Source organism: Peribacillus sp. NPDC006672 (assembly GCF_050274955.1).
GTDB lineage: Bacteria > Bacillota > Bacilli > Bacillales > DSM-1321 > Peribacillus.
The window spans coordinates 17,823-42,420 of record NZ_JBNNOR010000026.1; the positions used below are offsets into that span (position 1 = coordinate 17,823).

The following is a 24,598-nucleotide window of genomic DNA, read 5'->3' on the forward strand; positions in this document are numbered from 1 at the left end:
ATATTGATTTTGTTTGTAGCACTAATTGGATTAATAATATTGTTAAATAATAAGAAAAAAAATAAGATGTAATTTTATAGTGTATTAGGTATATAAATCCTTCGGGTTATTTTGCTTAGACTATGCAAAGATCCCATAGCCTTTTTTTATTCTAAGAATCAATGGTTAACCAATTTTAGTAAGTTAACCATTGATATATAAGTTTTTTTAATTAACTAGATTTAATGTCTGGTAAAGGAGAGAAAGCAAAATACAGCGTCTGTCAAGGGTACCGGACCGTAGGGAGGATAAGTTTAAAATATGTTTGATTATTTTTCACTAAGGGGTCTACCCTCTATATGAAATTAGAACGTCAGTCATGTTATTTCATTGAAAATTATTTAAAAGGATATATTAAGATGAGTGCGATGATGTTTAACCTTAATTGGTGACATTTTCGTTACCATCGGAAGTTCATTAACAAAGCGTAGTTAGAGGAGGTAAAAATGAAGAAGCAGGCTGTTTTATTTCATTCATTAGAGGGTGAAAAAATCTACTTCAAGGCACTAAGGATAGAGGATGTTCAAGAGATACATCATTATGCGTCAGATCAAGAGGTTTCACGATTTATTGGCTGGAATTTGATGAGTACTTTGGAGGAAACTCGTCAGTTCGTTGAAATAATGTTAAAACGTGAGTCGGCAGGAACTCATTTATATTCCTCCATTGTTGAAAAATTAACTCGAGCAATAATAGGAACAGCCATAATTTTCAATTTTGACCAAGAAGCAAACCAAGCAGAAATTGGTTATGTGTTGCATAAACATCATTGGGATAAGGGATATGGAACAGAGATTGTTGCATTGATAAGTGATTTTGCATTTAAATCACTTAATCTTCATAAGCTCCATGCTATGGTAGTGCATGCCAATATTGGCTCTGCACGAATACTTGAAAAGAACAGGTATGAGTTAGAAGGACGATTAAAAGACCACTATTTTATAGAGGGTAAGTATTATGATGCATTACTTTTCGGAAAAATTACTAACCTGGAAACTTAGCGTTCTTGTACTGATAAAATGAAGAGGTTTGTTGACGATAATTTCAATAAGGCGGCTTTTTTTTTTATGTAACTATCGGGGCAGGTTAGTTTAATAGTGAAACGGTTTTATTGGTAAATCGTATATAATATGTAAGATTAAATGGGGAAGTGAATTGTTTGGAAGTTTTATTTAGTTTTGTTGTGGGTGTTCTTTTTCTAACCGTTGGCATTACTGCGTTTTTCCCTCCTCCTAAATTACCTTGGATAATGAGATTTTTAATTATATTTATTGGTGTGAGCTTTATTTTGTACTCATTATTAAGATTGTTCGGGCTACTTTCTTCTTAAGCTAACGGGTGCTTTAATAGCTGGGAGATAATTAAGCTATGTTAGATTTTCTTTTAGGCATTCTTTCAGCAGGATTCGGTGATAATTCTTTGGATACTCGAAAAATTGATCGAAATATAGAAATCCTGAAGAATCATACTTGGTTTAAAGATATATACGAAGATGAAAAAATATCATCGATTGTTTTTTGTAAATAGAAATGTTAGGCAGTATTTACAAAGTACAATACGTGTAAAAAGAATTATAAAAAGGGAAAAATCTCAAAGAGTATTTCTTGTATTTTTAAATAAACAGTTAAAAAAATATACGAAAACAGCCATAATTTATTTTAAGGAGGATTTTGTTTGAGCGCATATAAAAAAATATATTTTACACTATTTGTAATACTAATATTTTTTTTAATTTGTAGTATTATCTTTTCAGTTGTTATAGAAAACGAATTGCTTAGGGATTTTTCTATTTTCGGATTAATTTATCCTATTCTTTCTTTGTTCTATTATTTTAATAAACAAAAAAAGAATCAAAGAGTTAAATAATATTTTTGAAAATAAAATATCCTTAATCAACAGGTGCGTTAGTTCATTAAGGTTCACAAAATGATCAATCTTTTTTATAAAAACTAACTCCACCTAAATCTATTTCTTGATCGAAGAAAAATTCCGCTGAGGGGTATGTACCAAAAAATTTACATTGCTTTTATTTTTCGAGGAAATAAAGGTACAATTAATACGTATATAGTTTATTGATGAAAAAAGATAATGAGGTGAAAAAATGATTGCAAAAACAGAAGAAGATTTTAATGGTTTGAAGGAAATTGGCAAAATTATTGCCTCCATTAGAGATGAATTGGTACAAAGAACAATTCCTGGTATAACGACCAAAGAACTTGATGACATAGCCGGAGAACTTTTAGAAAAAGCAGGTGCAGTTTCAGCTCCAAAAGGTGAATATGATTTTCCTGGCTATACTTGCATTAGTGTTAATCAAGAAGTGGCACATGGTATTCCGGGTCATCGGGTTATTCATGAAGGGGATCTAGTAAATATAGATGTATCCGCTTCAAAGAACGGTTATTTTGCAGATACAGGAATCTCATTTGTAGTAGGAGAAGGAGAAGAAGTATTAACGAAACTATGTGAAGTTGCTAAAAAGGCATTTGAAGCAGGTCTTAAGAAAGCAAAACCCGGTTCCAAAAAAAGCAGAATCGGAAAAGCAGTATTCGAAACAGCGAGACAGCATGGATTCACTGTTATCAAAAACCTAACAGGACATGGTGTTGGACGTAGAATACACGAAGCACCTGACCATATTTGTAATTATTATGATCCATGGGATAATGATATATTAAAGGAAGGGATGGTTATCGCATTCGAACCATTTATCTCAACCTTTGAAGAAGAAGTATTGCAAAAAGAAGACGGTTGGACTTATGCTACAGAAAAAAGCTATGTAGCTCAAGTGGAACATACGATTATCCTTACTAAAAATGGTCCGATTATTGTCACACTTTAATTCAAGTGAGGATTCGATTGGTGTTTCTCACTAAATAAGGGAGTTGCTTTGGCAGCTCTTTTTCTTTTGGAGCTAAAGGGGCAGGATAGTTTAACAAGCATATTGTATTCGAACTGTACAATAAATACTAAACAATGAAAAAAGAAAAATGATTTTTAAACCCATTTTTCTGGGTTTTTATGGTAAAGTAGATTTTTAAATGTTGTTATGAACGAGGCGGTTTAATGGATATTTTATTCTCTCCTTATGCAAGCTACGTGATTACCTTTATTCTTCTAGTAACTTTTGTAATAGCTCTTAGAAAGAACAAAAAAGGAATAGCAATTGTTTGTCCACTTATTTTCATCTTTTTAGGCATTATTAGTATCGTTTCTGGCCCTTTTATTGTAGGCGGTTTTGAAGGAATGGCTGTTTCCATATCAGGTTTTGTTTATTTAGGGTTAGGAGCCATTACACAACTTATAAACAGTTTAATTATTTACAGGACAAAAAATAATTCCTAAATTCCTAAAATAGCTACAGGTAATGAAACCAAAAAAATCTTATACAATTCATTAGACGGTAAATCCGTCTTTTTTTATGTAGTTTGTGTCATATCTACAATAAGCCTTATGGAACTAAAGGGGCAGGTTAGTTGCATAAGAGGTACATATACCTTCTATGCATGTAATAATTAATGTTAGAATTTTCATGAGAAAGCGTAAATAAAAATGGTCTTCGGGGGCAAATATATGAATTCTTTTTTTAAAAAAACTTTGAGCTTGTTCTTTGAAAAAGCTGAACGTAGAGTTAAACCTCTTATGTATGCACAATCAACAGTATTTGTTGGTGTAGTAATTGCTTGGTTTTTAGGGAGGAATAATATTAATAACTGGAGCTATTCAGCAATTATGTACCTTATGCTTGGAACAGGAGTCCTATTAATTGGCATAGAAAATTTTATAGTTAGAGAAAAAAAGAGTAAGGACTACTTAATTTGGTTTATTAGTGCATTACTCTTTTATTGGATAGCTATTGACTATTATTTCTTCAACTAACAGGCGCGTTATCTGAAGATCGGAGCTGTCTTTAAGGGAGCTTTTTTTATGCAACTATCGGGGCAGTTTACTTAAAAAAGGTTACAAATATCCAGGATTGTTTATTAAAATAATGAGCTATCATTAAGGTAAAAAGGGGACAGATAATGGAGAATATTAATCAGTTAAAACGAGCTATTTCAAAACTTGATGAACGTGAGGTAAAGGCTCTTCTAAATTTAATATTTATACGTTCTGAACAATGTGAAGAAGATGAAATGATTCGAACTTTACAATCAATGAAAAAATCATTGATTCAAGTTTCGAGAAATGAAGAGAAAAAAGAACATCCACAAACGGTACATATTGTATTTGGTGATTCGACTGCAGGTAGCTTAAAATTCGCATTTCGTAAAACTACTTATGCAAAAACAGAAGAAATCATTGTGCTACCCGATATTTTATCGGTTGGTCCAATTGAATCACTTCAAACAAAAGAAGGGATAGAAAATCGTTTTCAATGGTTTAAGGAAAACTATCGTGATGACTTCAAAAATCTTGAAGAATATAAACAAGGTATGTTAAAAGCAATCGAGAAAATAAAAGCGATACCACCTTATCAAAAGGTGATTATTTGGACATGTGAGAACGCTGCTGAGCAAACAGGTCTGCGTATTGTCCTTTATTTATTGCAAAATAAAGTCAATGATGTGTTCGAACTCAATACGTTTAAAGCATTTCACGAGTTCTTTGCATATCCTATGTTAGAAGAGGAACAGTTTCCTCGTTCATCAGGAGAATTGACTCCCGAAAAACTGCTTCAATTTTATGAACAATTTGAGCTTAGACCAATGAATTTTGCAAAACGTAATGCTCTCAGTGACGAAGGACAGAATTTAATGCTGATTGAAAATCATTTGAGAACATGGGAGCATGGTGAGCTTAGGGATTCAAATATTGAACGAGGTGATGATTTTATCATTTATTGTGCAAAGAAATTACATAAAGAACAAGGTACAAATGATTTTATGAAGTCGGCACGTTTGATTGGTGAAGTCATTGGTCATATGCAGCAATACACTGGAGATGAATGGATAGAATATCGACTCCGTGATTTAATTTCAAAAGAAAAGTTCGAATATCGAGGGGATTTAAGTGCCATGCGACTATACGAAGTGAAATTAAAAAAAGAGTTACTTCACTAACGGCGGCTTTATCTGAAGATCGGAGCTGTCTTTAAGGCAGCTTTTTTCCTTATGCAACTATCGGGGCAATTAGTTCGTTAGGAATTCACACCTATTTTGGGAATTGTTGTTATAATGAAATGACTAATTTTGTAGGAAGGTGGCTGTTCAAGGTGGAGGATAGATATGAAATCTAAAAAGACAGTAGTGATTATTGCTTTCGGTATAATATGTATAGCTATCTTCATAAATCTATTAAAGAAGGATTTATGGGATTTAAACGAAGAGTTATTAAAAGAAGAAGTGTTATCAATTGAACATTCCGTTGAAACAATAAATTTATTAGATGTAACACCGTTTGACTGGGATGTAGTATATTCCTTTGAACCATATACCCCGAAAGATGATATATATGAAACGGTAGGTTATAAATGGGATACTATTAGTGAAACTGTAAATGAAGGAATGAATCAAATTGTATTTTTGAAAGATGGAAAAGTGGTCTGCTATTTATATGGTTATCCTGAGAATAATGGATATGGTATATCTTTTGAATCTGAGAATTATAAAGATGCTGGTTATTATATGCTTAATATTAAGGATGATTTAAATTTTCAAGTAGTAAGAAGCGGCGATGTCGTATATTTGAGAAACTAAGGAAGGATATGAGTTTTTCAACTACCTGGTGCTTTTTTAATAATTAAGGTTGCTACGGCAACCTTTTTTTCTTACGTAACTAACGTGGCAGGTGTGCGGCCGAGCCTAGGTCGTATCATATAGCGGGTGGGATTCCCGCCGAGTAAGAACTAGCTATTCGCTCGTAGCGAGTCTTGGAGGACTAAAGGTAACTCTAGTCTTTAAGCGTAGACAGTTAGATGGCGGGCCGAAAGCCAAATGGTTGAAGGGATTGAAGGAATCTCCCATAATGGATGGACAGAAAACACATACTCAAAAGTTGTGTTAGATGGGGAGTATGGCATCAGCCTGCAGATCAATTCAATGGATTATTTCAATCTTAATGAATATGATGCCATCATAAGTGGGATAAACGAGCTGCTACATAATGAAGAACCTTCTATATATGATAGCAATCCATTTATGAAATATATAATTATTGATTTGATTTTACTGGCAATCGTTGCTTTAATTGTTGGGTCAGCTTACAGAATTTTCAAACCTAGAAATCGTAAAGTAACAACATTCCGTAGGATAGTAAATAGGTTGTCTATATTAGTATTTAACTGGCTGCTGCCGTTGATTATTTTAATTGGATTCCCTATATTAATTGGCCCTTTGTCTACGGTAACATTATTTGCTTCTGGAATCGGGCATCTGCTATTTTTAATACCTTTGCTTCTTTTAATTGTGGGAGTTAAATTAGGTAAAGTAACACTAACATTAAAGAAAAATACTATATATAAGCTGAAAAACCGTGATTGATTTTGAATTCTCTCTATTTATTTTGCAAAATACTTAACTCTTCTTCAACTATCGAGGGAGTTTAAGAAGGATTTAAAGATTTTTTAATCGAGTTTAAGGAGTAAAAAACATAGAAATATAGGTGGAATTAATGAGTGAGATAATTAGCTATTACAATCAATTTGATGAGTGGGGAAGGCTTGATCGTGAACCGATAGAATTCCAAGTAAATTGGTACTATATAAAAAAATATATCCCAAAAACGGGATATGTGCTGGATAATGGTGCTGGACCAGGAAAATACTCTATGGAGCTTGCTAAAGAAGGCTATAAGGTAACATTAACCGATTTAACGCCAAAATTAGTTGAGATTGCAGAAAATAAGGCAAATGAACTTCATTTAGAAGGACAATTTAATGGTTTTTATGCAGCTGATGCAAGAGAACTTAATATGATTAAAGATGAACAGTACGATGCATCATTAATGCTTGGTCCTATGTATCATTTACAGGAAGAAAAAGATCGTATTAAGGCTGTTAAAGAATTACATAGAGTTACAAAAAAGAATGGTCTTGTTTTTGTAGCCTTTATGCCTAGAATTAGACACATATTTACATCGCTTTTATCTCCTGAAAATTGGAAACCAAATGATAGTATGGATACAATTCTGCAATTTTCTCAATCAGGTTGCTTTAACCACGCAGATGAAGGGCGTTTTACAGGTGCGTATTATTTTAATATTGAAGACATTAATCCTTTTATGGAAGAACAAGGATTTGAAAGTTTGAAATTAATAGGTTCAAATGTAGGAGCTATTTTAAACAATGAAAGTTGGAATTATTGGAGAGGCAAAGGCGAACAAGAGGTAGGGAAAATTATAAAATTAATTAAAGAAAGAGCAGCAGACCCTTATATTCTCGGAATATCAACTCACTTGCTTTATATAGGTAGAAAAAAATGAACTTAAATATTTTTATGGAACTAACGTATAGCTGAAGATCAGAGCTGTTTTTAAGGAAGCTTTTTCTTTATGGAACTATCGCAGGATAGTTGAAGATGAATATAAGTTTAAACGACTGATAAAAATTTCAGTCGTTTTTTTGTAAACAAATGTAAACAATTATTGTATACATTTGTTTACAAAAATGGTAGTTTTATTTTAAGGGGTGTTTAAAGTGTCTGATTATAGAAAGAAAATGTTTCGAGGAGCAAAGATTGAAGATTGCATTTTAGATTTTATAGATATGGAAAAAGAACTTAGTAGAACGCTTGAAACTGCTGATGAGCAGGAAAGACAATTATTGTTAGGGATGAGTAAAGCGTATCGTCTGATTGTTAATCGACTAGTAAGAGAATTTGATTATTTCAAAGGAGGAGATATTGTGAATACAAAAGTAAAAGATTTAATTAGTTCGTTAAAAAGAAGAGCTTCCGAAGCAAAAGAGCAAAGTAAAAATAACGTCTTGGACCTAGTAAATGGAATGTACTATGACGATATACCTGAAGAAGCTAAGGAAGAAATAGCTAAAGTTCCTCAAGATTTACAAAGAGGTTTATTTGAAGGAATGGCTCTTGGTTATGAAAAAATTGTTATTGACTTGGAATTACTGTTGGAATCTACCGATAATGACAAGATAGCTCAAATAGAAAGAAACTTAGCAAAATATAAAAAAATTTCTGGAATGTTAAAAAATAAATTTAAAGAAGATGAAATAGATTTTAGAAGTGGTTACATTCAAGGCGAAATGTCTGCTTATCAAATGATCAGAGAGGAAATCCAGGTTGTTTTTAGAACTGAATTAATCTAGGAATGTAGTGCTTTTAATACGAAACGTAACCTAAATAGGGGAGATTTAATGGATTTTTTAAATTGGTATGATTGGATTCAACCAACTAATCCTTATGCATCAATATTTTTCGGAATTATTTTCACAATTCTAACGGGGTTAATTGCGTGGTTTGATACGAAAAAAATCAGAACATTCGTCTTAATAATAGCTGGAGGATTAATTTTTACCATCATTGGCGTTATAATCTTAAACTCCGTCGATTATTATGGCTAAAATAGTCTTAAAAAGGAAAATATCATTTTGGACAAAGAACAGATTGTGAAATTTAAAGTAACGGGTGAGTTAACTTAAGATCAGAGTTGTCTTTTTTAGGCAGCTTTTACGTTAATTGATTAAGGAACACAAAAATGATCAATCTTTTTATAAAAGAATCATCCATTAAATAGTATAAGGGCATGTGTTGTTTCATCTTTTTTTAAAACATGCCCTTTCTATTTATTCATTTATCAAGGTTTCTTGTATTAATTTGATCAAACTTTTTGGTGAGTCCATGATCCAGTCTTTTTTTTTATTTTTGCTCTGTATAAATTAATCGCTCCCAAAGCTACAGATAGTCCGACCAAATTTAGGGCTTGTTGATAACTGTTCAATAGATTAACGACTAATCCGAATAAAGAAGGTGCTATGACAATGAATAATTGATTTAATGTCAATGCTGAACTCACCGTTAAGCCTATAAAACTTGAATCCGATTGCTCTGTGATACAAGCAATAAAAATGGAATACCAACCAATGGCTACAAAACCCAAAATAAAACAAAATAATAGCATCAGGATTTCCATTTCAACAGTTATGATGAGTGGGAGCATCACTGTAAGAATTACGGTGACAGCCATCACAATAAGCAATAATCTTTCCCTTTTACCTTCAAAGAATTGATCACTCGCCCATGCGATGACTACCCGTCCAACCATACCACCTATTAAAACGACGCTTAAATATTTTCCTGCCTCTGTTAATGGATAGCTACCTTCGTTATGTAAATAACTCATAAAATGCGCAATGATAATCATCTGTAATGACATCATCACAATACCTACTATATACATCGGATATAACTCTTTATTATTTTTGATGACATTCATTTTCTCCTTGAACCCGACCGAGGTTGATCCCGTTTCACTCGTTCTTTTTGGTTCGTTATATAATAATAGGAAGATCAGTCCTCCCACTATCGCTACGACCCCTTGTACTAAATGAACTGATGACAAATTGTAATGATAATATGTATAGGATAAAACTGCAGAGGCTAAAGATCCTCCAATCGGTATTCCCGTCTGTCTTATCCCTAGAGCCAGCCCTCTATGTTCGTTTGGAAACCATTTTACGATGGCCGTGCTTCCACCGGTTTGAGCACTTCCATACCATATACCAACCAACAATAATAAAAGCAGCAATACAATATAATCATTAACAAAAACTAGCGTTAAAGCTGAGAGCCCCAATAAAATGGTCCCCCACCCGATAATGTGTTTTTCCCCTTTTTTATCCATCAAGTAGCCGAACGCCAGCATTGAAAACATCGGACCAATATTGACCGCTGAAACAATGAAGCCTGTTTGAAGCGGTGTTAGATTCCATTCAATTTGATAAAATGCAGCGATGGGTCCCATGCCATATGTCACAAAGGTTGCTGCAGTTTGGGATAACGTGGCCACCAATACGATTAACCATTTATAATATGTATGCATTAATGCTCCCCCTATGTTTGATGTATCGTTCAATAAGAATTCGGTGGGGTATATTCTTATTATTAGCTTCTAACATTATTTAGTCTCCCTTACTTATTAAGCTAACTAGAGTTTACTCTGCCTGCCCAGAAGCGTAAAATGGAGGAAAATGATAGGGTTCATAAAAATTTTTTATAGGGTGTGCCAACAATATGAACATCAAAGAAATAGCATTGAAAATTGAAATATTAAACCGTCAAAATTTAAGTAAGTCTGCAGAAATCACGAACTATACTCAATCCGCCCTTACGGCTAAAGTGAAAAAAATAGAGTCGGAAATTGGCAAACTTGTTTTTAAACGCACGCCCCAAGGATTGAAAATCACTAGTGTAGGATTACAGTATAAAAACTATCTTCAACTTATTTTAAAAGAGTACGAAGAATTTTTACAAAAAATTGGTGCCTTTCAAACTAACTCTAAAGTGGATTTTGGCACATCACATACAACCTTGAAAATCTATGGTGCCCACATCGCGAACACTTTGAATATGAACGACATTCAAATGGATGTGGATTTCGCTGTAGATTCCAGTAATGCCATAAACCAAAAAGTGCACAATTCCGAATTAGATTGTGCACTTATTAGTGAACCTATTAAGAAATATCCCGACTTAACTTATGACATCGTTGCAACTGAAACATTCGAGATCATTTCAAGTAAAGACCATATCATCAATTTTGATTGGAAAACACCTATTACATTGCTCGTATTGAGTATAGGCTGTATGTATACAAGAGCTGTGACCGAATGGCTTATGAATAATCAAATACCATATAAATTAAAGGAAATAAAATCAATCAGCAGTATCCAAGATTTTTTGCAAATCAGCAATACCATTGCAGTATTGAATACTAAGCTTATTGACTTATATAACTATACAAACATTCACTACTACAATTTAAGCTTTAAAAATGTCATTAATACCGTTTTCGTTTTTAAGATGAACGACGGCGAACAGAACAATATCGTACAATTAAAAAATGTTCTGAAGACGATTGGTTAATTATAAAAAGGGGTTTTATAATTGTATGACTTGATGGGCTTTGGCCATGCCAAATAACTCTCCAAAACCCTTTTAGAAGGAATTTTTTCCCTGTGTCCCAAAACCGTTAATTAGTCTAAATCTAGGAACATTTCTTTTCTCTTTAATAAATCATTAATAACCAGAACTGCCAAAGTGGTAATCGCTGCCTGTATAAGGGAAATGAAAATTTTAGAGAAAGGTATTGACATCCTATTAGCTAGTTTAGCTGAAGATCAGAGCTGTCATTTAGGCAGCTTTTTCTAATGGAACTATCGGGGCAGGATAGTGGAAGAAGGATTTTGTTTTTAGTTAAACTGTATACAGTTTAACGGACACTCATTTTTAAGTGGGATGGCTTTTTTCTAAGTATTATCGGTGGTTTAATGAAACATTATTATTGTATATCGTATAGGAGGCAGAAGTCTAAATAAGGTGGTGGGAATGGTGAGTACAAATATCTGGATCATTATAGCTATTGCAATAGGTGTTGCATTTGGTTTCTTTGGGAACTCAAAAAGGAAAAAACAGTGAGTATTTTTGTGAGCAAAATCTTCTTAGCTACCATATATAAGAATGATATTTTCTTCTTTTAGGAGGTGAAAATACTGAAACGTGCGATAGGAGTATTTCTTACTCTTTCATCTTTACTAACAGACTTAATTGTGGACATGCTTTATGATCCTGTTAAGACAAAAATAACAAGAACAGATATGAATTCAGGAGTTACAACAGAAACAGTACTATATCAATATCCTTTGATGTATTGGGTAATTTGTGTCACTTTAATAATTACTTTTGTTCTTGGGATTTACTTTATTCTAGCAAAGGAAAAGCAATATGAAGAATATCCACTCTGTGATACTCCAGAATATACAAGAAATATGTGAATCGAAACTAATGGGTGCGTTAGTTTAACAAAGGGTTGCTGCGGCAACCTTTTTCTTGTGGAACTAAAGGGGCAGTTTAGTTTAATAAGTGTAGTGTATTCGTACTGCGCAGTAACCAAATATAATAAAATTAGAATTATAACTAAAATCAAATTGGTGGTGTGTAGGTTGAATAAAGTCCTTTTACATCTCTCCAAAATTTTTTTAGGTTTTATCTTCCTTATTGCATTATTAATGATTCTAATAATGATAGAATCATTATATACAAATATATCCATACAATCGTTAAAAGAGAATACCCTTAAATAGGTTTTTAAAAGGAGTGAGGTTAGATGATTGCTATTGTTATGCAAGTAATTTTAGCAGTTTTTATTTTAGTCGGAGGTTTCATAAAACTTTTACGTATCCCGTTTCAGGTTGAACATTGGCAGCATTATCAATATCCATTATGGTTCATGTCTGTAATTGGATTTATTGAACTTATTGGAGCAATAGGAATGATGGGGGGTATCTGGAATAGATACTTGGCTATTGGATCAGGTGTATTGTTTGTACTTATCATGATAGGAGCCCTACATTCTCATATTTTGCGAGCGCATCAATCTATTGTAATGATTATTCCTGCAATGATCTGTTTAATATTATCTATCATGGTGATTATCAAGAACTTAACGTTCGCTTAAATTTGTTCACAATTTTGGAGAGTTTAATAAAACTTATAATTTTACTTCCTCTTTTTATGTTAATCCCCTACGTTGAGGGGCTTTGTGAATGTTCTTGTTGAACTAACGGGTGCGTTAGCTGAATATCGGAGCTGTCTCTAAGGCAGCTTTTTCTTATGGCACTAACGGGGCAGGTTAGTTGAAGAGAGTTGTTTAACTTGCGTTCAACAATCGGGCCATTTAATGGCATAAAAAAAGGGGGAATGGCAAAGTGTATTTACTTTTATTCACCATAATTTATTGTGTAATAACACAGGTTTTGAATATATCGTATGGACCTGTTATGGGAATTTATTTAATAGGTTTGGGCCTTGTCAAAGGGTTTTTAAGCGAGGAACCAAAAGATATCTTTAACCTCATAAGAATTAGGTACTTGTACGAAAAAAATGGATTTAAAGACTCTTTAATGGAGCTATTGTCTTTAGTGTTAATTTTTATTAATTCATATTTAATCGATTATGAGCCCTTCTCTCTTTTCGAGTTTGTTTATATGCTTTTTCTTATTGCACTTTTATACCGTTTTCTATTTTGGGGTATAACACGAACAATAAGAAAAAGAAAAGAAATCTAATTTTGTGATGTAAAAGTTAATCTCCTAGAATCGGGTGCAATTGTTTAATAAGCGTCTCTTTTTTCTTAATCAACTAACGGGGCAGTTTAGTTGAAGAGTGCTGTTTGATCTTTATTCAACACTTGGGCCATATTCTTGAATAAGAAAGGAATGAAAAATCTTGAAATTGTAATTTATTCCAGAAAAGTCATCGTTGTTGAATAAGGTACAAATATATAGCCCAACCTGTACGTGCCTATTATGTAATTCACTTAAATATAAAGAATAAAAAGGCTCTAATATTGAATAAGAATATAAAGGGAGGAACTTATTTGAAGATTTTTGAAACTTTGTACTTTTAGGTAATTTTTAAAACTAATAGGCTTCATTTCTTAAACGAGAAGGGAGAATGTCTTTTGAGCTTAAAACATGAGAAACATATGAGGTCAGTGTTGGGTTCCGGGACAATTTTCAACAATCGGGCGCGATTCTTGAATAAGGTTAGCTTGTCTTAATCAACTAACGGGGCAGGTTAGTTGAAGAGTGTTGTTTAACTCCGTGTTCAACAATCGGGCAGATTCTGGAGTAAGGAATAAAGCTATTTTCTTATAATGAGGTTAATTCGTCAGGAATATAATGGTAAAGCTAGTTATGGTTTTTAGAGTGTTAATTAATTTTAAATATGAACTAGCTTTAGGGAGGGTAAAATGGAAACGAAAATAAATATCAATAATTCAACACATTTTTCCTGGCTTTCACGCTGGCCCCAGTGGACTGGGTATGTAGCTGCTCTATGGTCCCTAATATACGGGTTACTCGGGTTGTACTGGTTATTAGGAGGAAACGGATTTCCTTACGGTAAAAACGATCCAAGGGCAGAAATGATGGGATCATTTTTATCCAATTTTAATGTTAATGTCGGGGGTCCAGTCATTGCCATAGCTGGATTGGTAGGAACGGTAGTAGCTCTAGCGATGGTAATGACATGGAGGAGTCGTTTTCCTCGTACAATATTACTCTCCTTTGCGTGGATAATGAGTGTGACACTTATATTTGTAGTTCCAGATTCTAGAATTGTACAGAATTTTGCTTATTTGTTTCTACTTCACTTTGATCTGCTGGACTGGAAAGTTTTTAATCAAGTTTTTTGTATAGTTGGTGGGTTCATTTGGGGAGCTACTGCAATAGCATACTTTCGTTTTACACAAGATGCTTGCGGTAATTGCGGCAGAAATGACGCTAACGAAGTATCATTAGTGAAAGGAGCAGAATGGGGAAAGTGGTTTACCTATATAGCCGTCGTTATGGCGTTGCCATACGGTATTGTCCGATGGGCGTGGGCCTTAGGTATTCCTCTAGGGACAACCAACTTATCAGTGGTTGGGAATGAAGACATTGTATTAGTTGAAACTATACTGGGTGGATTATGTATTGGCGGTGGAATTCTGACCCTTGTACTTATTCAGAGATGGGGAGTGATTTTTCCAAGGTGGTGTTTATTTCTAGCAGGTAAACAAATTCCAATCTGGTTTGTTGTGGTACCTGCTACATTGATGTCGGCTATTATCACGATAACGGGGATAAAGCTCAGTCCACAAATCATATATATGATAGTTAATGGTTCAATTACTCGTGAAAATTGGGGACAATTTGTTCCTTTTTTGTTCTGGTTACCATGGGGAATATCCCTAGGGATAGCAATTCTAGCTTATTATTTAAAGAGACGAGGACGATGCAAGCATTGTGGTAAACTTTAACTCATCATTTTAATGATCGCATAAATAAACCAAGAGCAAGAATTTAGGTTACTAATAGACTATTTACATGAGATTTTTTAATTTCCTTCACTTTGCTATTCGTTGATATTCAATTATAGGGCGCGATTGTTGAATAAGCGCCACTTTTCTTCTTCAACTAACGGGTGCGTTAGTTCCATAAAAAGGCCGCCATTTGGCGGCCTTTTGAACGTGTGATTCTTCCCAGAATCATGCATTCAAATTCAGATAAAAAATACCCTTATTGGTTAAAAAGTATATTTGGATAGGCTACACTTAGTTGGACAGAATTTTTAAGGTCAAGTAGACTACAGATACTACATTTGAGGAGAATCTACATGACCAAAAGAGAACGCCGAACATTTACCGAAGAGTTCAAACAACAGATGGTGCAGCTGTACCAAAATGGGAAGTCAAGAAAAGAGATTATTCGTGAGTATGATCTGACTCCTTCTTCTTTAGATAAGTGGGTGGGTCAGAGTCAGAACTCGGGTTCTTTTAAGGAAAAAGATAATCTAACCGATGAACAAAAGGAACTCATGGAACTCCGAAAGCGAAATAAGCAACTCGAAATGGAAAATGACATTTTAAAGCAAGCCGCGCTGATACTAGTACGAAAGTAAATGTGATTAAGAATAATCAGCATAAATACTCGATATCAGCAATGTGTAAAGTCCTGCAAATCCCTAGAAGCACCTATTATCATGAGGCGAAAGAAAGATCAACAGAGGATGATATTACTTCGGATATAATCGATATTTTCCATACGAGCCGTCAAAATTATGGAACATGTAAAATAAAAGTAGAACTAAAGAAACGTGGTCTCATCGTTTCTAGACGAAGAATTGGCCGTATAATGCAAGAGCAGGGCCTTATCTCATCGTACACTGTAGCTCAATTTAAGCCTCATACCAAATCATGTAATGAATCCGAACAGAAAAATGAACTGAACCGCGCGTTCGACCAGGAAGAAGAAATGACAGTGGTCGTCAGCGATTTGACATACGTATGAGTCAATAAAAAATGGCATTACGTATGTGTATTTGTCGATCTCTTTAATCGGGAAATCGTGGGCTTCAGTACAGGAACAAACAAAGATGCTTTACTTGTCTATCGTGCATTCGCCTCCATCAATGTTGACCTTCGTAAGATCCAGATCTTCCATACGGATCGTGGAAATGAGTTTAAAAATAAGCTCATGGACGATGCTTTAAATACCTTTAACATTCAACGATCTTTAAGCATGAAGGGCTGTCCGTATGACAATGCCGTAGCTGAAGCAACGTTTAAAATCATCAAAACGGAGTTTGTGAAAGGTCAACATTTTGATAGTTTAGAAGAATTAACAAGGGAATTACAGGATTATGTCCACTGGTTTAATCACATACGAATTCATGGGACACTGGGTTATGTAAGTCCGATTGATTACAAACTTGAACACCTTAAAAAAGTTGTCTAGTTTAGTGTTGGCATACCAATTTGTGGTAATTTTTATTAAAGGTGTATTTACTTTTCACGAAATAATACGTATTAAAATTTAAATGAAATACAAATTAGGGGGGATTAAATATGTCTAAAGAGGCTATTGCCATAATAGCCATAGTTTCTATTGTGGTATGGATTGCGGTTTCCCGAGAGGCTGTAAAACCTTCAAAAGAGATAAATTGGCGAAAAATGAAAACCTTACTGTCTGTAGGAACTTTATTGACATTAGTTATAACCATTTCTCTTTTTCAAAGCCTGCCGTTTTAGGGGGGAGTGAGTTAAATGTATGATTCTTTCAATAATAATACATTCATATTCAAGTGAAAAACTACCAATAATGAACTAAAGGGGATAATTTGAATTAGAAGGGAAAAACAAACTTTTCATTGAATTAATTAGGATCAATTTAATAAAAGGAGAGACTCATCTGTTCATGGAATTATCAATGTCACAACTATTTGCTTTAGAGCATTTTACAAAGTATGCAAGGAACCATAAATATCAAGCTAAAGCAACCATTAATCACATATTAAAAATGTCTAATATCTCGGATAAGGTATTTGAAAATGCTGTTGTTAATTTAAAGACTCACGCAAAGATTGGCCTACATTTTCATCCAGATAGACCAGATTCGACTATGAAAAGCGTTGCTGAAGCACTGCTTGAGCAGGGAATATATAAGAGCCAGTTTGAAACATTTTTATCTAATGGCAGCGTATCCGCATACTCTGGTGGTGAACGCGACATTTGGGAGAAGAGAATTTTTGGAGGAGCATATCAATTGGAGGGCACAACTAATAACCAACGGCCTAAATATGGGGCACTTAATTTGATGTTACATCCAGATGGGCCTGCTCCACGTTTTGGATCATGCTATTTTATTCTTTCCCCTGAGGTCTCATATCGTTCCACCTACACGTATTTGGATTCGCATCAAGACCCAAAAGAAAAGGGTACTTATGAAGAGTTTGACATCATTTTGGCTGCACTCTTGGAAGAGGCGTTCTTAAGAGATTTTGCAATCGGTGAAAGAAATCTGACGCCAGCAAGATTAATCAATCATTTACTGGTTAACCTAGAAAACCCGTTTACGGACCCAGCAAACAAAGAGCCAAACCGCAATCTTAACCACTATCTTGAAGCCCAAGTTCATGGGGATATTTCACTTAAAGAAGACGTGGAAGTGCTTGTTGCAGATCCTTCATTCAAGGACACTCATGTAGGGAGAACAATGGAACAAATATGCCTTAAGTATTCTATTGATCTATATTGGCACATGGGTTTTGTACTTATGGTAGACGAGGTTCCTGCGGATTTTAGGGGTCCATCAATGACTTCCTTGGCAAAACGCATTGCACAAAATAATTTTATCGATGCGAACATAATTGGATCTGCTGTAATGGACTTGAAACGCAATCCAGTATCTTGGCGTGATCGCGGAACTTATAAGGAGATACTTCAGGAATTAAAACTATTGTGGCACGTTTTAGTGAGATATGGAAAGACAATCTAAAATTGAACTAAAGGGTGTATGAATTGAACAAGGAGTTGTTGAGGCAACTCCTTATTTTACCTATAGTAGAAAAATGAGATTGTGAAGGTTTGTACTTAAACTAACAGGTGCTTTAGCTGAAGATCTTTAAGATAGCTTTTTTATGCAACTATCGGGAAAGGATAGTTTAAGAGTACATATGGAGTTGTTCAACAATTGGGCCATTTAATGGAATAACACTTCAAAACAAAACTGGATATTTATGTTAATATAGGTGTGAGTTTTGTGAAGAAATGTACTTAAACCTAACCAGCTAATGGAAGTTCTCAGTTATTCCATTAAAAGGCGGCTTTAAGGATTTATAAAGTTTAGGGGGGATCTGTTTTGTTAAATGAACATACTAAAGGATTAAGTATTATTTCATCTTTATTAGCAATAGCAGGATTAGTTCTGATGTTTTCAAGTATTTCTTTTGGAACTGCTCTAGGGGATTCTTGGCTTCTTAACCAAGGAAATGGTGTCGCTGATACTGGCCAATACAACATGATTGTTAAGACTTATATAAATAACTTTGTAATTACTGGAAGCATACTGTTTAGTGCAGGTCTACTAACAGCTATATTTACTTACTTTACATCCGTACTATTCGGAAAAAAGGAGAACAACAATATCGTCTAATTGTTCTTCAACAATCGGGCGGGATTCTTGAATAAGGTTCGCTTTTCTTATGGCACTAACGGGGCAGGATAGTTCAACAAGGAATTAGACTTCATCCTATAGAAATTAGTACCTTGAATTCTAATTTAGATGAAGAAAAGGGGAACTAAATGAATTATAAAGTCATAATAAACATGCCAATATCTAATCATGAAGTACCTGAATTAAGAGAGCTTGTTGGATGGGGAAGACGCGATAAAGATTACCCTAAATTGTTTGAGCGTTGTAATTTTTGGGCTGGAGTAAGAGACGAAACTAATAAACTTATATCATTTGGTTATGTTGCAGGCATGGGATTAGAACATGGTTATATGGAAGACATAATTGTTCATCCTAATTATCAAAAAATAGGGATTGGTATGGAGTTAGTAAGAGAATTATTAAGAGAATCTAAACGGTATGGATTGGAGATAGTTACTTTGACGTATGACTCCAAACATAAAAACTTTTATGAAACTTCTGGCTTTACTCCCTGTTCAGGTGGGGTATGGAAAAAACAATAATGAAATAACGGGTGCTTTACTTCCATTACCAGGAGCTGATCAGGGTTATTGGTATAGCACTTTTACTTGTATCGTACTTAGTAGCTGTAAAAAAACAAACATGGTTGTTAGCAGGATTTAACCGTTAGGATTGTTAGTAGTTTTCAATAGTTTTATTGACTATCCTTATGAATTAACACTTCTTATAATTGCTATGTTGCTTTTATTAACAATTGTGTATGTTTTTATCAATAGAAGGTTACTTGACTAAAAGGTGCTATAGCTTTAATGAGCTGTGACGATCACGATCAGCTCTTTTTCTTATGTAAAGGGGCAGGATAGTTCAACAAGCATAGTGTCTTCGCACTGTTCATCATAGTTAAATGGAAAAAAATGATTAAATTTGTGTTATGATTTACTTAAACATTTTATTTGGGTGGGACTATTATGAATTTTTTTAAACATTATAAAGCTGGACTAGGTTTTCTTCCGAGTTTCATTCTCTCTCTGATAGCTATCTTTCTTGCTGTTTTTGATAATGAGCTATGGGTTTTAGCTATTACAATTAGTATTCTTCTTCAATTATTTGGAATTAAGATTGCAAATAATTATTATAATCAACCTGAAAATGCTACTAAATAGTATAGGCTTATTAGATAGAGTAATTATTCTCTATCTTTTTTAATGCACAGTTTGTGTCAACTCTACAATAATCCTTCATGAACTAACGGGTGCTTTACTTCATTACCAGGAGCTGATCAGCAGCTCAACAAAATTAAGATATAACGGAGTAAAAAATTTATAAAAAACTGAAAGGAAGCATGATTATGACAGAAATAATGTTACCCATTACACCAGAGAATTTAGAGCAATGTATCGAACTCTACTTGAACATTTTTAATAGTGAACCATGGAATGAAAGTTGGGCTTACGAAACTGCTAAAGAGAGACTTACTGACTTATTACATACTCCTAAATTTCTTGGTTTTTTATTTCATATTGATAACAATCTAGTTGGTTTTATTGCTGGAAATAGTAAGAAGACTTATCAAGGTTTAACTTTTTATATAGCAGAACTTTGTGTGAATAGTGAAATACAAGGTAAAGGTTATGGTTCGAAAATACTTCATTCTTTAGAAGACGAACTACAAAAGAGAGAGATTAAAAGTCTTTATTTATTAACTGCAAATGGTGGGCCTGCAGAAGCATTTTATCGAAAAAACGATTATGTAGTTAATGAACATAGGATAGTTATGAAGAAAAATTTATAATTACACGAACCTTAATGAACTAAAGGGGCAGGATAGTTCAAGAAGCGTAGTGTAAAGGTAATGTGCGAAGAAGAAAAAAAATCGATTCATTAACGTAGTTGAGATCGACTTTTTAGATTGGAGTTCTCTTAGCGTATAAAATTTCCTAAATGGGCGGTATAGCATTGTTTCCACCATTCGTAAAAGTACACTTTAATGAACAAGAAACTATCCCAAAACAGAAAAGGCGCTATTCTTTCAGTATGGGGATCTAAAACGAAGGGGTAGCTTGGCAAAAAAATATATAATTTTAATAATTTAAAATCTAAGCAAGAAAAATAACGATAACACCTTCTGATTACTTAGTTGCTTAATGTTTAAGATGTTAGTTTAGTTTTTTACATACTAATCTTTAAAAAAACTGCATTTTATCTGCATTTAATCTTTACACAATTGTTATATCCTATGGATGCACCCAAAAAGGTAGTAAAAGATATTTAAGGAGAGAAGCAAAATGAAAAAAGTAATTTTACCAATTTGTGCATTAGTATTTTTATCTGTAGGATATTCATCAACAGCAAGTGCATCTACTGGAACAGTAACGAAAGAAGAAGCTCTAAAAGAACAACAGAGTAACGATTTAGCGAAAAAAGAAGCAGCAATCAAACAACAACAAGATAGCGATTTAGCGAAAAAAGAAGCGGCAATTAAACAACAGCAAGGTGAAAAACTACCAAATACCGCATCGAACGGAGTAACAATGATGCTTGTAAGTGCATGCCTTGTAGCATTAGGTTCAGTATTTGGATTTACCCGTCGTAAAATCAAAGCATAAGCTAATAGATTTAAAATGGCAGGGTATTCCTGCCATTTTTTATATGGAGGAATTTAAAAATGAAACTTCTGAATCGCTTCGGATACTGTTGTATTATAATAGGTGTTTTTATTGGCATATACCATTTCTCCGAATGGTATAAGGGGAAAAGTTCTGCCCAATCCTTAACTACGGAAGAAGTAAAATATTTTGAGAAGATACTACAGAAACATACTTCAAATGAAACAAAAGCCTCTGTTCAGCCACAAGTTCCTTCTTCCCAAATGCAGTATAAAAATGGAGAGAAAGTAGCGACGTTAAATATACCAAAAATGAAAAAAAAGTTTTCTGTATATTGGGGAGCTGATGATACCGTTTTAAAAAAAGGAGTGGGTATGTTTGTCAGTAATGTTACAACAGTTCCTTCTGAACATGGACATACAGTGCTGAGTGGACATCGTGATACTGTATTTACAGAACTAGGAAAGTTGAAAGGAAATGATAACCTTCTTGTGGAATATGATAAAAAGGTTTACACATATCAAATCACGAAAAAATGGATTACGAATGCCGATGATCGCACAGTCATTGTACACAAAGATGCACCTACAGTAACACTTACAACCTGTTACCCATTTGATTATATAGGCGATGCTCCAAATAGATATATTATTGAAGCTAGGTTAATTTCTACTGATTAAAAACGGACTTTCATTATCATACTCTCCATGTCGATTAAGTTAAAAGATACCTTATTTTCCCTTATGGTTTTATATTTTTATAGCAATACTGAATATATTGGGGGGTAAACATGAAAAGAACAATTCTAATCGTTGAAGATGAAGATATTTTGCGTGAAATTATTAAAGATTATTTTTTAAATGAAAAATATGAAGTACTCGAAGCAAGAGATGGGAAAGAGGCACTATCCTTATTCGAAGAACAAGAGGTACACTTAGTTATTCTTGATATTATGTTACCAGAAGTAGATGGTTGGTCTGTTTGTCGGCGAATTCGTAAGACATCTAATGTGCCTATTATTATGTTAACAGCTCGTGTGGATGAAGATGATACATTACTTGGATTTGAGTTAGGTGCGGATGATTATGTAACAAAACCATATAGCCCACCCATTTTATTAGCAAGAGCGAAAAGATTACTTGATAGTCGATATTCTTTAAGTGAACAAGCAAGTGATGATAAGTTATTCTGTAATGGTATTCGAGTACATTTTCCTTCACGGACAGTCACAGTAGAAGGAGCGGATATTAATCTAACACATACAGAATTTGAAATCTTAACGTATTTAATGAAAAATCAGGGGATTGTCATTACAAGAGAGCAATTAATTACAAAGGTTTGGGGCTATGAATTCTTTGGTGATGATCGCACAGTAAATAGTCATATCCGTAATTTACGAAATAAATTACGAGATAAATCAAAATATATTATAACAGTTGTTCGAGCTGGTTATAAATTTGAGGGTTAGGTATGAAAAAAGGAATTGTATTAAAATTATTTATACTAACAACAGCTTTATGTATGTTGATCTTAGCAACCATTTTCATTGGCCAAACAATATTTTTCAAACAATATTATGCCAATCGGAAAGTGAATGATATTAAAACAAGTATAAAATCTTTTGAAAAAGGTTATTTAAATAGCGGAGGTAACACAGAAGCAATTCAAAAGCTTGAACAAGATTTTTATCGAGAGCATAATACATGGATTACAACATTAGATAGTAATGGGAACTTAAAGCACGCACAAGATTTTTATGTAAAAGTAAAGTTGGATCGTGTTAAAGAAAACAACTTCTCTGATACTACCATCACCGTTCCCTTGTACTATCTTATGCATATAGAGGATGTTGGAAGTCAAAAGTTACCTTTAGCTTCAGGAGTGCGAATTCGTATTTTCGGAATAGAAAAAGATTCTGCAATCGTTCCGTTTGAGGTTCAGATGGAAGAAGGCACTTCATATTGGGAAAATAAGCAAATTAAGAAAAAATTAGGCGATATTGATCTGAAAGTAAAATATTCAAAAGGACTTAGTGCTGAATCGCATGTGGTTGTAAGAAATGGAACCGTTTCTAAGGTGCAACTTCCTCAAGGGAATGGATTAACGAACTTCATGTATACAAACGATTTATTTATTGAAAGAATCAAAGAATTTCAGGTGAATTTGTTGTTAAATAAAGGAAGTAAAAGCTCGCAATTACAAGAGCTTAATTATGAGCAAAATGATATTAAGTATAAATTATTGATACTGCCGATAAAAGAAAAAAATGGTACGACAGCCTATATTTTTTCAATGACATCGTTGCAGCCAGTTGATGAAGCCATACAAATGGTACAGGATTATTATGTATATATTATTGCATTTGTATTGCTGCTTATTTTTCTTGCTTCTTTTTATTATTCCAAACAAATTGCGAGACCTTTGTTACAAATAAACAATACAACGAAAAAAATTGCAAATTTAGATTTCTCGGAAAGAATTCCAATTACTTCAAAAGATGAGATTGGTGATTTATCACAAAATATTAATATGCTTTCCAACACATTACATTCACATATTGGCCAACTAAGACTGGACATAGAGAAAGAAAGGAGGTTGGAAAATACACGAAAAGAATTTATTTCAGGTGTATCGCATGAATTAAAAACACCTCTAAGTATTATGAAAGGTTGTATTTCAATTTTAAAAGATGGTGTTGCTAGCCATAAGAAAGAATATTACTTTCAGGCAATGGAAAAAGAAGTAGACAAGATGGATATGTTAATTGTTGATATGCTTGAGCTAGCCAAATTTGAGTCTGGTACATATAAAATGCAAATGGATGTTTTTTATATTGATCAAATAATTGATAATATATGTGAACAATTATCATTGGAAATAGCTAAAAAGGAACTAAATGTATACAAACATCTTTCTCAGATTGAAGTAGTTGCCAATCAACATCGCATTGATCAAGTTATCATAAACTTTATTACCAATGCAATTCGTTATACTCCAGAAAAAGAGGATATTATCATTTCGACAATAGAGGAAAATGATAAAGTAAGGATATGTGTAGAAAATAAAGGTACTCATATCCAGGCGGAACTATTAGATAAAATATGGGAACGCTTTTATCGTATGGACACTTCTCGTCAGCGTTCAAAAGGTGGAACAGGATTAGGTCTAGCCATTTCTAAGAATATTTTAGAACTCCATGGTGTACAGTATGGCGTATCCAATACAGAAGATGGAGTATTATTCTTTTTCTACTTACATAAAAAATTGTAGAAATAAACTTCTACAATTTTTTAATATT

24 protein-coding genes and 1 pseudogene are annotated in these 24,598 nt (G+C 33.6%); 24 read left to right on the forward strand and 1 reads right to left on the reverse strand.

Annotated elements, in window-relative coordinates:
- Positions 1–485: 485 nt before the first annotated feature.
- From ACQKKK_RS24500 to ACQKKK_RS24545, 10 genes are all read left to right on the forward strand, one after another.
- Positions 486–1,040, forward strand: coding sequence for a GNAT family N-acetyltransferase (locus ACQKKK_RS24500; protein ID WP_427619734.1), 555 nt, complete (start codon positions 486–488; stop codon positions 1,038–1,040).
- 1,100 nt (positions 1,041–2,140) lie between these two features.
- Positions 2,141–2,881 carry a type I methionyl aminopeptidase gene (gene map, locus ACQKKK_RS24505; RefSeq protein WP_427619735.1) on the forward strand — a complete coding sequence of 247 codons (741 nt, stop codon included), beginning with the start codon at positions 2,141–2,143 and terminating at the stop codon, positions 2,879–2,881.
- A 224-nt stretch (positions 2,882–3,105) separates the two neighbouring features.
- The gene (locus ACQKKK_RS24510; RefSeq protein WP_427619736.1) at positions 3,106–3,384 is read left to right on the forward strand and encodes a YesK family protein; all 279 of its coding nucleotides are present in this window, start codon (positions 3,106–3,108) and stop codon (positions 3,382–3,384) included.
- A 228-nt stretch (positions 3,385–3,612) separates the two neighbouring features.
- Complete coding sequence (locus tag ACQKKK_RS24515) at positions 3,613–3,918, forward strand: hypothetical protein (protein WP_427619737.1); 306 nt, start codon at positions 3,613–3,615, stop codon at positions 3,916–3,918.
- A gap of 146 nt (positions 3,919–4,064) precedes the next feature.
- Positions 4,065–5,102 (forward strand): DUF1835 domain-containing protein, encoded by a 1,038-nt coding sequence (locus tag ACQKKK_RS24520; RefSeq protein WP_427619738.1) that lies wholly within the window; start codon positions 4,065–4,067, stop codon positions 5,100–5,102.
- 165 nt (positions 5,103–5,267) lie between these two features.
- Positions 5,268–5,738: a hypothetical protein gene (locus tag ACQKKK_RS24525; RefSeq protein ID WP_427619739.1), complete on the forward strand. Its 471-nt coding sequence runs from the start codon at positions 5,268–5,270 to the stop codon at positions 5,736–5,738.
- A 237-nt stretch (positions 5,739–5,975) separates the two neighbouring features.
- Positions 5,976–6,521, forward strand: coding sequence for a hypothetical protein (locus ACQKKK_RS24530; RefSeq protein ID WP_427619740.1), 546 nt, complete (start codon positions 5,976–5,978; stop codon positions 6,519–6,521).
- A gap of 130 nt (positions 6,522–6,651) precedes the next feature.
- Entirely contained in the window at positions 6,652–7,461 is an 810-nt protein-coding gene (locus ACQKKK_RS24535) for a class I SAM-dependent methyltransferase (RefSeq protein ID WP_427619741.1), read from the forward strand.
- Positions 7,462–7,675: 214 nt separating this feature from the next.
- On the forward strand, positions 7,676–8,308 hold the full coding sequence (locus ACQKKK_RS24540; protein WP_427619742.1) for a hypothetical protein: 633 nt from the start codon (positions 7,676–7,678) through the stop codon (positions 8,306–8,308).
- 48 nt (positions 8,309–8,356) lie between these two features.
- A complete protein-coding gene (locus tag ACQKKK_RS24545) occupies positions 8,357–8,563 on the forward strand; it encodes a hypothetical protein (protein ID WP_427619743.1) in 207 nt (68 codons plus the stop codon).
- Between the two features lie 257 nt (positions 8,564–8,820).
- On the opposite strand, the gene ACQKKK_RS24550 is transcribed toward ACQKKK_RS24545, so the two are convergent.
- Positions 8,821–10,041: an MFS transporter gene (locus tag ACQKKK_RS24550; RefSeq protein WP_427619744.1), complete on the reverse strand. Its 1,221-nt coding sequence runs from the start codon at positions 10,039–10,041 to the stop codon at positions 8,821–8,823.
- Positions 10,042–10,232: 191 nt separating this feature from the next.
- Here ACQKKK_RS24550 and ACQKKK_RS24555 point away from each other — a divergent pair, with 191 nt between their 5' ends.
- The 14 genes and pseudogenes from ACQKKK_RS24555 (at position 10,233) to ACQKKK_RS24620 (ending at position 24,570) form a co-directional block, all read left to right on the forward strand.
- On the forward strand, positions 10,233–11,084 hold the full coding sequence (locus ACQKKK_RS24555) for a LysR family transcriptional regulator (protein WP_427619745.1): 852 nt from the start codon (positions 10,233–10,235) through the stop codon (positions 11,082–11,084).
- A gap of 1,240 nt (positions 11,085–12,324) precedes the next feature.
- On the forward strand, positions 12,325–12,675 hold the full coding sequence (locus ACQKKK_RS24560; protein ID WP_427619746.1) for a DoxX family protein: 351 nt from the start codon (positions 12,325–12,327) through the stop codon (positions 12,673–12,675).
- Positions 12,676–13,971: 1,296 nt separating this feature from the next.
- Positions 13,972–15,021 carry a hypothetical protein gene (locus ACQKKK_RS24565; RefSeq protein ID WP_427619747.1) on the forward strand — a complete coding sequence of 350 codons (1,050 nt, stop codon included), beginning with the start codon at positions 13,972–13,974 and terminating at the stop codon, positions 15,019–15,021.
- Positions 15,022–15,377: 356 nt separating this feature from the next.
- Positions 15,378–16,498 (forward strand): annotated as a pseudogene (locus ACQKKK_RS24570) (IS3 family transposase).
- A 110-nt stretch (positions 16,499–16,608) separates the two neighbouring features.
- On the forward strand, positions 16,609–16,791 hold the full coding sequence (locus ACQKKK_RS24575) for a hypothetical protein (protein WP_427619748.1): 183 nt from the start codon (positions 16,609–16,611) through the stop codon (positions 16,789–16,791).
- A 166-nt stretch (positions 16,792–16,957) separates the two neighbouring features.
- Positions 16,958–18,037, forward strand: a complete 1,080-nt coding sequence (locus ACQKKK_RS24580) for a DUF3626 domain-containing protein (RefSeq protein WP_427619749.1) — start codon at positions 16,958–16,960, stop codon at positions 18,035–18,037.
- A gap of 363 nt (positions 18,038–18,400) precedes the next feature.
- Complete coding sequence (locus ACQKKK_RS24585; RefSeq protein ID WP_427619750.1) at positions 18,401–18,694, forward strand: hypothetical protein; 294 nt, start codon at positions 18,401–18,403, stop codon at positions 18,692–18,694.
- 149 nt (positions 18,695–18,843) lie between these two features.
- Positions 18,844–19,236 (forward strand): GNAT family N-acetyltransferase, encoded by a 393-nt coding sequence (locus ACQKKK_RS24590; RefSeq protein ID WP_427619751.1) that lies wholly within the window; start codon positions 18,844–18,846, stop codon positions 19,234–19,236.
- 426 nt (positions 19,237–19,662) lie between these two features.
- Positions 19,663–19,857, forward strand: a complete 195-nt coding sequence (locus ACQKKK_RS24595) for a hypothetical protein (RefSeq protein WP_427619752.1) — start codon at positions 19,663–19,665, stop codon at positions 19,855–19,857.
- Positions 19,858–20,042: 185 nt separating this feature from the next.
- Entirely contained in the window at positions 20,043–20,486 is a 444-nt protein-coding gene (locus ACQKKK_RS24600; RefSeq protein WP_427619753.1) for a GNAT family N-acetyltransferase, read from the forward strand.
- Positions 20,487–20,979: 493 nt separating this feature from the next.
- Complete coding sequence (locus ACQKKK_RS24605; protein WP_427619754.1) at positions 20,980–21,300, forward strand: LPXTG cell wall anchor domain-containing protein; 321 nt, start codon at positions 20,980–20,982, stop codon at positions 21,298–21,300.
- A gap of 59 nt (positions 21,301–21,359) precedes the next feature.
- The gene (locus tag ACQKKK_RS24610; RefSeq protein ID WP_427619755.1) at positions 21,360–21,980 is read left to right on the forward strand and encodes a class D sortase; all 621 of its coding nucleotides are present in this window, start codon (positions 21,360–21,362) and stop codon (positions 21,978–21,980) included.
- Between the two features lie 110 nt (positions 21,981–22,090).
- Positions 22,091–22,768: a response regulator transcription factor gene (locus ACQKKK_RS24615; protein WP_427619756.1), complete on the forward strand. Its 678-nt coding sequence runs from the start codon at positions 22,091–22,093 to the stop codon at positions 22,766–22,768.
- Between the two features lie 2 nt (positions 22,769–22,770).
- Positions 22,771–24,570, forward strand: a complete 1,800-nt coding sequence (locus ACQKKK_RS24620; RefSeq protein WP_427619757.1) for a sensor histidine kinase — start codon at positions 22,771–22,773, stop codon at positions 24,568–24,570.
- The last annotated feature ends 28 nt before the right edge of the window (positions 24,571–24,598 follow it).

What these genes read in the sequence shown, in the direction of transcription:
- ACQKKK_RS24500 (WP_427619734.1), top strand. Translation starts at nt 486, where the DNA reads ATGAAGAAGCAGGCTGTTTTATTTCATTCATTAGAGGGTGAAAAAATC.
- map (WP_427619735.1), top strand. Translation starts at nt 2,141, where the DNA reads ATGATTGCAAAAACAGAAGAAGATTTTAATGGTTTGAAGGAAATTGGC.
- ACQKKK_RS24510 (WP_427619736.1), top strand. Translation starts at nt 3,106, where the DNA reads ATGGATATTTTATTCTCTCCTTATGCAAGCTACGTGATTACCTTTATT.
- ACQKKK_RS24515 (WP_427619737.1), top strand. Translation starts at nt 3,613, where the DNA reads ATGAATTCTTTTTTTAAAAAAACTTTGAGCTTGTTCTTTGAAAAAGCT.
- ACQKKK_RS24520 (WP_427619738.1), top strand. Translation starts at nt 4,065, where the DNA reads ATGGAGAATATTAATCAGTTAAAACGAGCTATTTCAAAACTTGATGAA.
- ACQKKK_RS24525 (WP_427619739.1), top strand. Translation starts at nt 5,268, where the DNA reads ATGAAATCTAAAAAGACAGTAGTGATTATTGCTTTCGGTATAATATGT.
- ACQKKK_RS24530 (WP_427619740.1), top strand. Translation starts at nt 5,976, where the DNA reads ATGGTTGAAGGGATTGAAGGAATCTCCCATAATGGATGGACAGAAAAC.
- ACQKKK_RS24535 (WP_427619741.1), top strand. Translation starts at nt 6,652, where the DNA reads ATGAGTGAGATAATTAGCTATTACAATCAATTTGATGAGTGGGGAAGG.
- ACQKKK_RS24545 (WP_427619743.1), top strand. Translation starts at nt 8,357, where the DNA reads ATGGATTTTTTAAATTGGTATGATTGGATTCAACCAACTAATCCTTAT.
- ACQKKK_RS24550 (WP_427619744.1), bottom strand. Translation starts at nt 10,041, where the DNA reads ATGCATACATATTATAAATGGTTAATCGTATTGGTGGCCACGTTATCC.
- ACQKKK_RS24555 (WP_427619745.1), top strand. Translation starts at nt 10,233, where the DNA reads ATGAACATCAAAGAAATAGCATTGAAAATTGAAATATTAAACCGTCAA.
- ACQKKK_RS24560 (WP_427619746.1), top strand. Translation starts at nt 12,325, where the DNA reads ATGATTGCTATTGTTATGCAAGTAATTTTAGCAGTTTTTATTTTAGTC.
- ACQKKK_RS24565 (WP_427619747.1), top strand. Translation starts at nt 13,972, where the DNA reads ATGGAAACGAAAATAAATATCAATAATTCAACACATTTTTCCTGGCTT.
- ACQKKK_RS24575 (WP_427619748.1), top strand. Translation starts at nt 16,609, where the DNA reads ATGTCTAAAGAGGCTATTGCCATAATAGCCATAGTTTCTATTGTGGTA.
- ACQKKK_RS24580 (WP_427619749.1), top strand. Translation starts at nt 16,958, where the DNA reads ATGGAATTATCAATGTCACAACTATTTGCTTTAGAGCATTTTACAAAG.
- ACQKKK_RS24590 (WP_427619751.1), top strand. Translation starts at nt 18,844, where the DNA reads ATGAATTATAAAGTCATAATAAACATGCCAATATCTAATCATGAAGTA.
- ACQKKK_RS24595 (WP_427619752.1), top strand. Translation starts at nt 19,663, where the DNA reads ATGAATTTTTTTAAACATTATAAAGCTGGACTAGGTTTTCTTCCGAGT.
- ACQKKK_RS24600 (WP_427619753.1), top strand. Translation starts at nt 20,043, where the DNA reads ATGACAGAAATAATGTTACCCATTACACCAGAGAATTTAGAGCAATGT.
- ACQKKK_RS24605 (WP_427619754.1), top strand. Translation starts at nt 20,980, where the DNA reads ATGAAAAAAGTAATTTTACCAATTTGTGCATTAGTATTTTTATCTGTA.
- ACQKKK_RS24610 (WP_427619755.1), top strand. Translation starts at nt 21,360, where the DNA reads ATGAAACTTCTGAATCGCTTCGGATACTGTTGTATTATAATAGGTGTT.
- ACQKKK_RS24615 (WP_427619756.1), top strand. Translation starts at nt 22,091, where the DNA reads ATGAAAAGAACAATTCTAATCGTTGAAGATGAAGATATTTTGCGTGAA.
- ACQKKK_RS24620 (WP_427619757.1), top strand. Translation starts at nt 22,771, where the DNA reads ATGAAAAAAGGAATTGTATTAAAATTATTTATACTAACAACAGCTTTA.